This window comes from Pluralibacter sp., from assembly GCF_019237635.1.
Classification (GTDB): Bacteria; Pseudomonadota; Gammaproteobacteria; order Enterobacterales; family Enterobacteriaceae; genus Enterobacter_B.
Map to the genome: position 1 here is coordinate 1 of NZ_JAFAGS010000165.1, position 12,713 is coordinate 12,713.

General features: G+C 54.9%; 12 protein-coding genes. 1 reads left to right on the top strand and 11 read right to left on the bottom strand.

Translation table 11 applies throughout. The features are described 5' to 3' along the window. The 10 genes from tolA to mngA all read right to left on the bottom strand — a co-directional run. Window positions 1-869 (bottom strand): cell envelope integrity protein TolA (tolA, locus tag JO226_RS19400; protein WP_296406448.1); only part of this gene is annotated, 869 nt, incomplete at its 3' end. A gap of 36 nt (window positions 870-905) precedes the next feature. Continuing rightward, the gene (tolR, locus tag JO226_RS19405; RefSeq protein ID WP_296406450.1) at window positions 906-1,334 is read right to left on the bottom strand and encodes a colicin uptake protein TolR; all 429 of its coding nucleotides are present in this window, start codon (window positions 1,332-1,334) and stop codon (window positions 906-908) included. Window positions 1,335-1,337: 3 nt separating this feature from the next. Further along, window positions 1,338-2,030 (bottom strand): Tol-Pal system protein TolQ, encoded by a 693-nt coding sequence (gene tolQ / locus JO226_RS19410; protein WP_013367060.1) that lies wholly within the window; start codon window positions 2,028-2,030, stop codon window positions 1,338-1,340. After that, a complete protein-coding gene (ybgC, locus tag JO226_RS19415; protein WP_013367061.1) occupies window positions 2,027-2,431 on the bottom strand; it encodes a tol-pal system-associated acyl-CoA thioesterase in 405 nt (134 codons plus the stop codon). The genes tolQ and ybgC overlap by 4 nt, the downstream gene beginning before the upstream one ends. A 151-nt stretch (window positions 2,432-2,582) precedes the next feature. Next, window positions 2,583-2,876 (bottom strand): cyd operon protein YbgE, encoded by a 294-nt coding sequence (gene ybgE, locus JO226_RS19420; RefSeq protein WP_296406454.1) that lies wholly within the window; start codon window positions 2,874-2,876, stop codon window positions 2,583-2,585. After that, the gene (gene cydX, locus JO226_RS19425) at window positions 2,876-2,989 is read right to left on the bottom strand and encodes a cytochrome bd-I oxidase subunit CydX (protein WP_296406456.1); all 114 of its coding nucleotides are present in this window, start codon (window positions 2,987-2,989) and stop codon (window positions 2,876-2,878) included. Before cydX ends, ybgE begins: the two co-directional genes overlap by 1 nt. Window positions 2,990-3,003: 14 nt before the next feature. Continuing rightward, window positions 3,004-4,143 carry a cytochrome d ubiquinol oxidase subunit II gene (cydB, locus tag JO226_RS19430; protein ID WP_296406457.1) on the bottom strand — a complete coding sequence of 380 codons (1,140 nt, stop codon included), beginning with the start codon at window positions 4,141-4,143 and terminating at the stop codon, window positions 3,004-3,006. Between the two features lie 15 nt (window positions 4,144-4,158). Then, window positions 4,159-5,727, bottom strand: coding sequence for a cytochrome ubiquinol oxidase subunit I (gene cydA, locus JO226_RS19435; RefSeq protein ID WP_296406464.1), 1,569 nt, complete (start codon window positions 5,725-5,727; stop codon window positions 4,159-4,161). 685 nt (window positions 5,728-6,412) lie between these two features. Beyond that, the gene (gene mngB, locus JO226_RS19440) at window positions 6,413-9,043 is read right to left on the bottom strand and encodes a mannosylglycerate hydrolase (protein WP_296406459.1); all 2,631 of its coding nucleotides are present in this window, start codon (window positions 9,041-9,043) and stop codon (window positions 6,413-6,415) included. Window positions 9,044-9,073: 30 nt separating this feature from the next. After that, window positions 9,074-10,990: a PTS 2-O-a-mannosyl-D-glycerate transporter subunit IIABC gene (gene mngA, locus JO226_RS19445; RefSeq protein ID WP_296406460.1), complete on the bottom strand. Its 1,917-nt coding sequence runs from the start codon at window positions 10,988-10,990 to the stop codon at window positions 9,074-9,076. Between the two features lie 206 nt (window positions 10,991-11,196). Between mngA and JO226_RS19450 the strand changes: the two genes are divergently transcribed. Further along, on the top strand, window positions 11,197-11,913 hold the full coding sequence (locus tag JO226_RS19450; protein ID WP_296406462.1) for a GntR family transcriptional regulator: 717 nt from the start codon (window positions 11,197-11,199) through the stop codon (window positions 11,911-11,913). Between the two features lie 57 nt (window positions 11,914-11,970). On the opposite strand, the gene JO226_RS19455 is transcribed toward JO226_RS19450, so the two are convergent. Beyond that, a complete protein-coding gene (locus JO226_RS19455) occupies window positions 11,971-12,702 on the bottom strand; it encodes an oligogalacturonate-specific porin KdgM family protein (protein WP_296406466.1) in 732 nt (243 codons plus the stop codon). Window positions 12,703-12,713 lie beyond the last annotated feature (11 nt).

A 12,713-nucleotide genomic window follows, 5' to 3' on the forward strand; every position in this document is an offset into this window, starting at 1 on the left:
GAGCTGAGATCGCCAAACAGATCGTCAACGCCAGAAGCCTCTTTATCTTCCGCAGCCTTTTTAGCAGCAGCGGCTTTTGCAGCTTTCGCGGCCGCCGCTTTCTCCGCAGCAGCAGCTTTCTTATCCGCTGCGGCTTTGGCTGCTTTCTCAGCAGCGGCCTGATCGGCGGCAGCTTTTTCTGCTGCTGCTTTTTCTGCGGCCTTCTCGGCGGCAGCGGCTTTCTTCGCAGCATCGGCGGCAGCTTTCTTCTCTGCATCCTGCTGCGCTTTCTTCGCGGCTTCCGCCTCGGCTTTCTTCTGTGCGTCCGCAGCGGCTTTCGCAGCGTCAGCTTCGGCTTTCTTCTGTGCCGCCGCTGCCGCTTTTACCGCTTCCGCTTCTGCTTTCTTCTGCGCATCCGCGGCGGCTTTTTTCGCCGCGTCGGCAGCGAGCTTTGCGTCCGCTTCGGCTTTAGCTTTGGCGTCCGCCGCTGCTTTCGCCGCGGCTTGCTCAGCCTGTTTCTGCTGCTCCTGCGCCTGCTTCGCCGCTTCCTGCGCCTGCAGTTTTTCCTGCTCCAGCTGTTTCAGACGCTCCTGCTCGGCGGCCTGCTTCTCACGCATCTCCTCCGCCTGCTGCTGCGCCTGTTTTTCACGCTGTTCCTGCGCGCGTTTCGCGCTGGCTGCCTGCTGCTGTTGGCGATTGTAGTTTTGCACTACGGCGCCAGGGTCGACCATCACCGCATCAATGGACGAACCACCTCCGCCGCCTGCCGACGCATCTATATGCTCATCGAACGAACTCCAAATCAGCAGTGCAATCAAGATGATATGCAGAACGACTGAAATGATGATCGCGCGTTTTAGCTTGTCGTTTTGTTCGGTTGCCTTTGACACTCTCGGTTCCCAAAAACTGTTAGCCTGTTAGCCGGGTCAGATTGGCTGGGTCATTAAACCAACCGATTTAACACCTGCGCTGTGCAACAGGTTCAGCGCTTTAATAATTTCATCGTAAGGCACATCTTTAGCGCCGCCGATTAAGAAGACCGTTTTAGGATTCGCCTGCAGACGACGCTGCGCTTCAGCAACCACCTGCTCCGGCGGCAGCTGCGGCATTTTATCCGGACCAACGTTGACGCTGTACTGACCTACGCCGGAAACTTCTACGATAACCGGTGGATCGTCGTTGGTGCTAACGGCTTGCGATTCGGTTGCATCTGGAAGATTGACTTCCACGCTCTGCGTAATGATCGGTGCCGTCGCCATAAAGATCAGCAGCAGCACCAGCAACACATCCAGCAGCGGAACGATGTTGATTTCGGACTTCAGTTCGCGACGTCCGCGTCCACGTGCTCTGGCCATGGCTTACCCCTTGTTGCTGTCGCTGCTGGTAAACGCCTGACGGTGCAGAATCGCGGTGAACTCTTCCATAAAGTTGTCGTAGTTCAGCTCCAGTTTATTCACGCGCTGGTTCAGGCGGTTGTACGCCATTACCGCCGGAATAGCGGCGAACAGACCGATAGCGGTCGCGATCAACGCTTCTGCGATACCCGGTGCAACCATTTGTAGCGTGGCCTGTTTAACCGCGCCCAGCGCGATAAAAGCGTGCATGATCCCCCAGACGGTGCCGAACAGACCGATATACGGGCTGATAGAGCCGACCGTGCCGAGGAACGGAATATGGGTTTCAAGCGTTTCCAGTTCGCGGTTCATCGAAATGCGCATCGCGCGAGATGCCCCTTCGACAATCGCTTCCGGCGCATGGCTGTTCGCACGATGCAGACGGGCAAACTCTTTGAAACCGCTATAGAAAATTTGCTCAGAGCCATTCAGGCTCTCGCGACGGCCCTGGCTCTCCTGATACAGGCGTGACAGCTCAATACCCGACCAGAACTTGTCTTCAAAGGCTTCTGCTTCACGCGCGGCCGCATTGAGGATGCGCGTTCTCTGGATGATGATGGCCCAGGAAGCGATTGAAAAACCAATCAAAATCAACATGATAAGTTTAACCAGAAGGCTTGCCTTCAGGAACAAATCAAGGATATTCATGTCAGTCACTGCTTAAACTCCGCGACAATAGACTTGGGAAGCGCACGAGGCTTCATTAAGAGTGGATCAACACAGACAATCAGCACTTCAGCTTCATTCAGTACCGTGTTTTCCGCGTTGACGATCCGCTGCGTGAAGACCAGAGAGGTGCCACGCATCGCTGTAATTTCCGTTTGGACTTCGAGCATGTCGTCGAGTCTGGCGGGTGCAAAATACTCCAGCGTCATCTTACGTACCACAAAGGCAACCCGCTCAGCCAGCAAAACTTGCTGACTAAAGTGATGATGGCGCAGCATCTCAGTACGTGCTCTTTCATAGAAAGCGACGTAGCTGGCGTGGTAAACCACACCACCGGCATCGGTGTCTTCGTAATAGACACGAACCGGCCATCGAAACAGCGTTGTATTCACTTTACATCCCGGTAATGCAAAAAAAGATTTAGGACTTTCAAACTTCGCTACTATACGCGCGGGAAAGGTGGTTTGGAATGGGAGAAAGTAAACGGAGCGTAAATTTTTATGGGCTTATGCAAGCCCATAACGGTTAACGGATGTTTCTTATTCAGGCGTAAAAGAAAATCAGTCCGGCAAGCAAAATCAGGTCAGCCAGCAGCGGGCAAAAAATCCCCTGCCAATGGGTAGCCTGAGGACGAAAACCCACGCCGTGGATAACGCCCGCGCAAACCGCCCACATGATCAAGAAGCCGTGCCAGATTTCCAGCGCGCTGGTTTTGGCCGCAAAACGTGATGGGTCCCAGAAAATGCATCCTGCCAGCACTAAGGCCATCAGTAAGGAAAGGGCCCTTAACGGGCCCTTATCCATTACCGCATACAACGTTGCGATAATCTTATTCATCAATGTTCTTCTTGTCCGGCTTTGGACGCTTCAACATGCTCCAGCGCCAGCGCGGTAATGACCCCAAAGGCACAGGCAAGAAGCGTTCCCAAAATCCATGCGAAATACCACATATCTTGCTCCTTACTTAGTACATAGAGTGGGTATTGCTTTCAATGTGTTCTTTGGTGATACGACCGAACATTTTCCAGTAGCACCAGATGGTGTACAACAGAACAATCGGTACGAACACGCAGGCCACATAGGTCATCAGGTTCAGCGTCATCTGGCTGGATGTCGCATCCCACATGGTCAGGCTGGCATTCATCATTGTGCTGGACGGCATCACGAACGGGAACATCGCGATACCCGCAGTCAGGATGATGCAAGCGAGCGTCAGTGAGGAGAACAGGAACGCCCACGCGCCTTTTTCCAGACGAGAGGTCAGCATGGTCAGCAACGGCAGCAGCACGCCCAGAGCCGGAATTGCCCACAGGCTCGGCGCATTGTTGAAGTTCACCATCCAGGCGCCAGCCTGACGCGCGACTTCTTTCGTCAGCGGGTTAGACGGCGCGGCATGGTTGATAGCAGACGTGATCACGTAGCCATCAATACCGTACATCACCCAAACGCCTGCCAACGCGAAGCACACCAGCGTCACCAGCGCGGCAACCTGCGAGGTTGCACGACAGCGCAGGTGCAGTTCGCCCACGGTACGCATCTGCAGATAGGTCGCGCCCTGGGTGACTATCATCGCCACACTCACCACGCCTGCCAGCAGACCAAACGGATTCAGCAGCTGGAAGAAGTTACCGGTGTAGTACAGACGCATGTATTCATCGATGTGGAACGGCACGCCCTGCAGCAGGTTGCCGAACGCCACGCCGATCACCAGCGGCGGAACGAAGCTACCGATGAAGATGCCCCAGTCCCACATGTTGCGCCAGCGGGTGTCTTCAATCTTCGAACGGTAGTCGAAACCGACCGGACGGAAGAACAAAGACGCCAGCACCAGAATCATCGCCACGTAGAAGCCGGAGAAGGCTGCCGCGTAGACCATCGGCCAGGCCGCGAACAGCGCGCCGCCAGCGGTGATGAGCCATACCTGGTTGCCGTCCCAGTGCGGGGCGATGGAGTTAATCATAATTCGACGCTCGGTATCATTACGACCGAGGAAACGGGTGAGCATGCCCACCCCCATGTCGAAGCCGTCGGTGACCGCAAAACCAATCAGCAGAATGCCAACCAGCAGCCACCAGATAAAACGCAATACTTCATAATCGATCATTTGACGACTCCTGTCTTAGCGTGCCGGCTGAGTAGTCGTAGTGGACTGCTCATAGTGGTAACGACCGGTTTTCAGGCTGCTTGGGCCAAGGCGTGCGAACTTAAACATCAGGAACAGTTCAGCCACCAGGAACAGCGTGTACAAGCCGCAGATCAGCACCATCGAGAAGATCAGATCGCCTGCCGTCAACGACGAGTTGGCGACCGCGGTTGGCAAGACTTCACCAATCGCCCACGGCTGACGGCCATATTCCGCCACAAACCAACCGGATTCGATAGCAATCCACGGCAGCGGAATCGCGTACAGCGCGGTGCGCAGCAGCCATTTTTTCTCGCCGATACGGTTACGGATCACCGACCAGAAGGAGGCGGCAATAATCAGCAGCATCAGGATGCCGCAGCCGACCATGATACGGAACGCGAAGTACAGCGGCGCAACGCGTGGAATGGAGTCCTTCGTCGCCTGCTGGATTTGCGCTTCGGTCGCGTCAGAGACGTTCGGGGTATAGCGTTTCAGCAGCAGACCGTAACCCAGGTCTTTCTTCACGTTGTTGAACTGGTCGCGTACCGCCTGGTCGGTTGAACCGGCGCGCAACTGCTCCAGCAAGGCATAGGCCTTCATCCCGTTACGGATTCGCTCTTCGTGCTGCACCATCAGGTCTTTCAGACCAATAACCGGCGTGTCCACGGAGCGCGTGGCGATAATACCCAGCGCGTAAGGGATCTGGATAGCAAAGCGGTTTTTCTGCGCATCCTGATCCGGGATACCGAACAGCGTAAATGCGGCCGGGGCAGGTTGCGTTTCCCACTCGGCTTCAATCGCCGCGAGTTTGGTTTTCTGTACGTCACCCATCTCGTAACCGGATTCATCACCCAGAACGATAACGGAGAGAATCGCCGCCATACCGAAGCTTGCCGCAATCGCAAAGGAGCGTTTCGCAAAGGCGAAATCGCGACCGCGCAGCATGTAGTAAGCGCTGATGCCCAGAATGAACATCGCGCCGCAGACATAACCAGACGCCACGGTGTGAACGAATTTCACCTGTGCTACCGGGTTCAACACCAGCTCGGAGAAGCTCACCATCTCCATACGCATGGTTTCGAAGTTGAAGTCCGAAGCAACTGGGTTCTGCATCCAGCCGTTGGCGACGAGGATCCACAGCGCAGAAAGGTTAGAGCCTAATGCGACGAGCCAGGTTACCGCCATATGCTGGACTTTGCCCAGACGGTCCCAACCGAAGAAGAACAGACCTACAAAGGTGGATTCGAGGAAGAAGGCCATCAGCCCTTCAATGGCCAGCGGCGCACCGAAAATATCGCCCACATAGTGAGAATAGTAAGACCAGTTAGTCCCGAACTGGAACTCCATGGTCAGACCGGTTGCCACACCCAGAGCGAAGTTGATACCAAACAACTTGCCCCAGAACTTGGTCATATCTTTATAAATCTGTTTGCCGGAAAGGACGTAGACCGTTTCCATGATGGCCAGCAGGAACGCCATACCGAGCGTCAGCGGCACAAACAGGAAGTGGTACATCGCGGTCAAGGCAAACTGTAAGCGCGACAGTTCGACTATATCTAACATCATGACTCCTTGCTCATCGCATGAAGACTCCGAGAGTGAACCCCGTTAGAAAGGACTCACACACATGCCCCAATACAAATTTATTTGCTTCCCGCTTCGTTGCTGTACCCCGATAACCGGAAACAGCAATGGGTAAAGGTTACAAATACGTTAATAAAAAACCCAAATTGATCCCTTAAATATATTACGCCGTAAAACCCTTACAATAAACAGGTTTTTATTGAACCAGATTTACGTTTTTCGACGGTGATCAATATATAGCGAAGATGCTACTTTTAGGCCAGTTTGATCGCGAACAATTTAACGTCTTTTGACTCCTTTTTCCAAGCATTAGATATTGATTTAAATCAATTTTACTTAACTCTGTTAATTGTGTATGTGATTGATGATTCATAGTAAAAACAATGTTACAAACATGTTCACACCATGACCGTGATGGTTATCAAATAGGATAAAATTAAACAAACGGGTAATTAGGCAGAGGCGGGATTCACAGGAGAAAAAACCTTCCAGGCGATCTTAGATAATGTTAGTCGCTTCACAGTATTTTGCCATTCGCTTGTGCGCCCCTTATTTTATTACATTCCATTTACTTTATTGCATTCAAAAATCAACATTTGCTCATTGTGTCAGCGGAAAACAAAAATGCCACGCTGGGCGTGGCATCGTGTTATTTGCCTGTAAATTAACCGATTTTAACGCGCCAGGTACGGGATTGCCCGGGCAGGAAGCTCACCACATGGTCAGTAATCGCGCTCCCCTCCCCTGTTGGTCGTTCATCCATTCCCGTTTCCTGGCAGGATACCGGTGCGCAAAACCGCAACCGGGTCTGCGCGGGCTCACAATCGGAGGGGTTAAATAACCGAACAATCAGCGCCTCCTCATCCTCTGCTTTTTTCAGGGCGCTGAGCTGGCAGCCCGTCGCGGGCATGCTGAACAGCGAATAGCACGCAGGCGTGACGATGGCCGAGCGGTTCAGCTTCATCGCATCCCACGGGATCTTGTTATAGCACTGTACCGGCGTCAGCCAGGCACGCGCCTGCTGGGCGACACCCGCCTCAAGCGTTGAGCCGCTAAATGACCACAGGCTAAAGCTGCAACGTAACTCGCCCCGGAGCTGGGCGTCAGGCACCGGCATTTTGATGCCGGAGGGTCTCCCCGGGCGTAGCAGCAGGTCCTCTTTTCCCAACAGACCGACGCCACGCAGCAGCGTAAGCGCAAAAGCGCTGTGTTCCTCGCCGATAATCTCAACCTCCCGGAGGCCCTGGGTAAACAGCGCCAGACCGTGCTGCCCCTGCTGCAGGACGGCATAGTTGAGGAAATTCCATACCGGAACCGGCGCTTCTTTCCACCCCTGGGCCTGCCAATTTTCCATCGCCGGATCGCTTACCGGGCGGGAGAGCGAGCCAAACTGTGTGTCGGTAAGTACCGACTCCGCTTTATAAGGCACCGGGATCCGCACCCGCACGCGGTGATCGTCAGCCGCGTTGCCTATACGCAGCGAAAAATCCACCCGACGGCTGGTACGGTGCAACACCACGGTCGACTCCAGCGTCAGCAAGCCGCTACGTTGCCGCGCGGCCCGCTCGGCAAGGTTGGCCGGAACGGCAAGCTGGCTCTGAATCACCGCCCTGCTCTGCCAGCCCTCATGCACCACCTCGCTGCGGTGCGTACCGCTGGCCGAGGTGAGCAGCCACTCTTCGTGGGAAGGCGAGTAGTCGTACTCGTCGCCATCGTCAGAACTCTCTTCAAATTCCAGCACCCGGTCATAAACCCGTCCGCTCTCTTTATCCGCCATACACAGCGTGCCGTCGTCATTGAGCGTAATGCGCCAGTAGTCGTTTTCCAGCAGCGCGTCGCCAGGCTTTTCGGCCAGTTGCTGAATCCCCTTTTCTCCTGGCAGAATCTGCAGCGTGGTGTAGCCCATCGGCGCCAGCGTCTGGCGCAGTTGAATGTCATACTCCATAAACGGCTCATAGTTGCCGTAGTGGACAATTTGCCGGTCCACCAACCCCGGGTCGATTTCTCGCCGGGCGCGGATGTAATAAGCGACATCGTTCCCCAGGGCATCACGGAGCTGAAACTGATTTCCCCGCAGGCGAATCGTGGTGTTGATAACCTCATCGCGCGTCCAGGGGAGCAGGTTGAACAGCGTCAGCTTATCGCCCTCGCCGGGCGCCATATTGTCGACGATCTTGCGCATATAAAAGCGTATCAGGCTGTCGGCCATCTCTTCCGCCAGCCAGAAGCGGCTCATAATTTCGCGATGCACCTTATCGCTACAGCAGCAGCCAATGCTGTCGTGGGCGTGATTTTTGAGGATCTCTTTCCACATCTTCTCCAGCAGGCCGTGCTGATACTCAAACCCCAGCGTCCAGGCCAGCGTCGCCAGCGGCTCCAGCAAATTGACTATCTTGTTTTCAATACGGGCGTGGGCGATTTTGATATCCATGCGCGTGGAGCCAATCGTGCGGTGGACGCGCATATATTTACCGTCGTTGAACTCGCCCGTCAGCGTCGCCAGAACATCGCGCTGGCGCTCGATATGGTTAAAAACCTCTTCAAAGCGGCTCATCACAAACTCGCGTTGCGGGTAGATTTCCCGCAGCTTCGCCATTACCGCAAAGATATTCTGCTGTAGCGGCATCTGGTCGTGTCCGTTTGGCAGCAGAATTTCTTTTGTCACCGAGGCGTTCTCCAGCACCGTAAAATAGCTGTCGAGCCGTTGACGCAGCCCCGCCTCGTCCTCCGGTAAGTACTTGCCAATCGCGTAGCCCAGCGGCAGCACCTGGGCGACCACTTCACTACCGTCAACGCTGCGCCAGAGAAACTCGGTTTTATCGCTGCCGTGGCGTTCGGAGCACCCGCGCCAGAACATCGCGCGGGTAATGCCAAAACCGTTATAGATATGCGGTAACTGTCCGGACATGCCGAAAGAGTCCGGCAGATAGCCGATTTTCATCGGTTCGCCGAACGCCAGGCAGTCGCGCATGCCGTACATCAGGTTGCGGACTATCGACTCCCCGGCGACGATAGTGGTGTCGGTTTGCGTATACCACGGGCCGATAATCAGCTTACCCGCCGCCACCAGCGCCTTCACGCGCGACCGGTTCTCCGGCTTCACGGCAAAGTAATCCTCGAGGATAGCGGTCTGTCCGTCGAGTACGTAGTACTTATATTCAGCATCCTGCTCCAGCCGGGTCAGGATCTCTTCCATATTGTTGACCAGCAGAATGCGGGACTCTTCGGTGGTGAAGTACCACTCCCGATCCCAGTGCATATGCGGCGTGATGTGAACGCGAGATACAGCTTTCATCTTCGTTTCCTGTTTCTTTATATTGCAGCGTCAGGACATCGCGCTGTCGGTGACATACTTGCCGGTTTTTACGGCGTAGCGCCGCCAGAGGATCAGAATGCACGTCGAGATGAGCGTACCAATCAGCGCCGCCGCGAACCATCCGGCGGCAGCCATCGCCTTGCCCAACCCGCCATCGTGCAGCAGGAACAGCGAAAAGATGCCCGCCCCCGGGGTTGAAAGGCCGATATTCATGGCGCCGACAATGCCGCCGGTAACCATCGAGCCCAGCACGAAAGAGCCGATAACCCGCAGCGGATCTTCAATCGCCATCGGGATTGCGCCTTCGGTGATCCCCGCAAGCCCCAGCAGCCAGGTCGATTTCCCGGTCTCAATTTCAAAAGTTTTAAAGAGATGTGGCGCCAGTATCGTCGATGCCGTGACCGTAAAGGCGGAGACCATTTTGACCGAGGCAAAGATGGCGTACGGGCCGTAAACGCCGTTGGCCATTGCGCCGAGGCAAAACGCGTAGGCGGCTTTGTTGACCGGACCACCGAGATCGAAGGAGCACATAAAACCGATGACCGCACCGAGCAGCAGCGCGTTGGTACCCGATAGCCCGTTGAGCCATGCCGTCAGCCCGTTGTTGATCCACGCCACCGGTTCACCGACGACAAACAGCATCAGGCTGCCTGCCCCCAGCGTACCCAGCACCGGATAGAGGTAATAGGTCAGAAACCCGTTGAAGCGATTGCTCAGGCGAATGTGCGTTTTTACCCAACGCATCAGATAACCGGCGATAAGCCCACCGGCAACGGCGCCAAGGAAACCCGAGCCAATCATGTTGGCGGCAAGACCTGCGGCAAACCCCGGCGCCAGCGCGGGTTTATCCGCCAGCGAATAGGCCGTATAAGCCGCCAGCACTGGCACCATCAGCGTACCGAGCATGCCGCCCCCCAGCTTGCGGTACATCCAGAGCCAGGAGTTTTCGAGATCGAACAGCTGCTGTAATCCCAGCATCTGTGCCAGCAGTACGGCCACCGCCAGTACGGTGCCGCCTGCGACAATCAGCGGTACGGCGAACGATATCCCGCTCAGCAGCGCCTGCTTGAGCTCTGTTTTGACGCTGACTTTCCCCGGCAGGCCCGTCTGGGCTTGTCGGGCTTCACCGGAGGGCGTCAGGACCAGCGCCCTCTGGATAAGCGCCTGCGCGTGACGAATCGGCTCGGCAACCGGAACGCTCAGTGACGGGATACCGGCAAAGCGCTCGCTCTCCTTGATCGCGACCTCTGCCGCAAAAATGCAGGCCCTCGCCGCCATTAGCTGCTCCGGCGTCAGCCGTGATTCGATACCGTTCGCGCCCTGGCGTTCGACATACACGTTAACGCCCAGTTGCTGGCCCGCCTTCTCCAGATATTCCGCCGCCATATAGGTGTGGGCAATGCCTGCCGGGCACGCGGTGACGCAGACCACCACCGGCGCATCGGCGGGTATCTCCGCCACCGATGCCTGTTCCGGCTGCGCTAAGGCGCTCAACAACTGTTGCGCTGACGTCGCGCGACGCACCGCCTCGCGAGTGTCGTCATTCGCCAGGCGCGAGGTTAACGCCGTCAGCAAGTGCATATGCGTCGATCCGGCCTCGGCTTTGGGGATCGCCAGAAGAACGATCGTATCGACCCGCTCCGGGCCATCGACGCCTTGCCAGTCTAGCGGGACGCGGAGCGTCGCAACGGCGAAGGCCGCCTCCCGCACGGCGTCGCTTTTACCGTGGGGAACCGCCAACCCCTCGCCTAATGCCGTAGGACCGTCATTCTCGCGGGCAAAAACGTCGGCAAGGAATTGTTTGCTATCGCTAATTTTGCCGAGCGCCGCCAGACGTCGCGCCAGTTCCTGGATGACCTCTTCACGGCTGGCAAATTGCGCCTGCAGGCAGAGGGCATCCGGATGCGTTAATGCCATTACATTCATCACGATCCTCACTGTGCTCTAAGTAAAACAACCGCTTCAGGTTGTTGAATGGCGAGCATCATGCCAGACCAAACAATACATTTATGTGATCATTTTCTCTTTAAAGCGATATTTGTATCTAATTTGTATTATTTACAGCAAAACAAAAGTGCGCATAATCATCGCGATGAGTCTCAATATTAGTATCACTGAGGAGCGCAAGGACGATGAGCAGTAAACCCATGTACCGGCAAATCGCGGATGCGCTGCGCGAGCAAATCCAGTGCGGCGCGTTAAAAGCCGGTGATGCGCTGCCGACGGAATCAGCGCTTCAGGAACAGTTTGGCGTTAGCCGGGTCACGGTGCGCCAGGCGCTGAAGCAGTTGACAGAGCAGTCCATTATTGAAAGCATTCAGGGCAGCGGCTCGTATGTAAAAGAAGAGCGGGTAAATTACGATATCTACCAGTTGACCAGCTTCTATGAAAAGCTGGCGGATCGTCATGTTGAAACGCACAGCGACGTGCGGGTGTTTGAGGTGATCGCCGCCGATACTGCGCTTGCCGAAAAGCTGCAAATCGCCCCTGGTGATAAAAGCTGGCACGTGAAACGCGTACGCTTCATCAAGCAAAAACCGGTGACGCTGGAAGAAACCTGGATGCCGCTAACACTCTTTCCCGATCTCACCTGGGAAGTGATGGAAAACTCGAAGTATCATTTTATCGAGCAGGTAAAGAAGATGGTTATCGATCGCAGCGAGCAAGAACTCGTCCCGGTGATGCCCTCTGCCGAAGTGGTGGCTGCCCTGGGGATAGAGGCGACAAAACCGATTCTGGAAAAAATATCCCGCGGTTACCTCAGCGATGGCCGGGTATTTGAGTACAGCCGTAATGCCTTCAAGAGCGATGATTACAAATTCACGCTCGTGGCGAAGCGCAGGCACTAAACGGGCAGAACAGCGAGAACCCGGCATGATAACCGGGTCCTCTCACATCTCACTGACTTAAAGCGTAAACGTAACACCTATGCGATAGCGCGATTCGGAGATGTTATCTTCCCCTTCATAATAACCCTGTTGATCCAGATAATCGTATTCAACATACGGGCTAAACCATTTGTTCCATTTATAGCGAAGAGTAAATGCATTCTCCGTAGCCCAGGTTTTATTATTTTTATAGGTGTAATCGTCATTCGCATGTTTATACGCCGTCCCCTGATACAAGACACTCCATTGGCTGTTAAATTTATAACCGACATAGAGGTCAAGACGGTTGACGCTATCGCGATGTGACTCCCCGTCATCATTCGTTGTCTCATAGGTATTATAATCATAGCGATAACGCAGTCCTAAACTCCAGTCTGCCGTCGGCAGATAATTGACTCTGATATAGGGACGTAACTGCGTCCCTTTACTGCTCCAATGATAAATACCGCCAGGTTGAAGGTTCCACTTATCGGCAAACCGCCACGTATAATTGGTTTCTAACTCGTTATAGTCCGTTGTACTGTCGCCAAAAGAGTGCGCGCTGTCAGCCTTATCCGCTCCCTTTGGCCCCTTTCCGTTATTTTTATTATTTTTATTATCCATCTCCGCACTGGCCCACCAGCCATTAGCCCAGCTCTCGCTGATCTTATAGCGCGACTCATAGGAGTGACTCCCGGTTTTATAACCGCCACGGACATCAAACGTTAGCGCATGGCTTGCCAGAGGCATGCCCGCGACAAAAAGGAGCAGAAAACGTAATG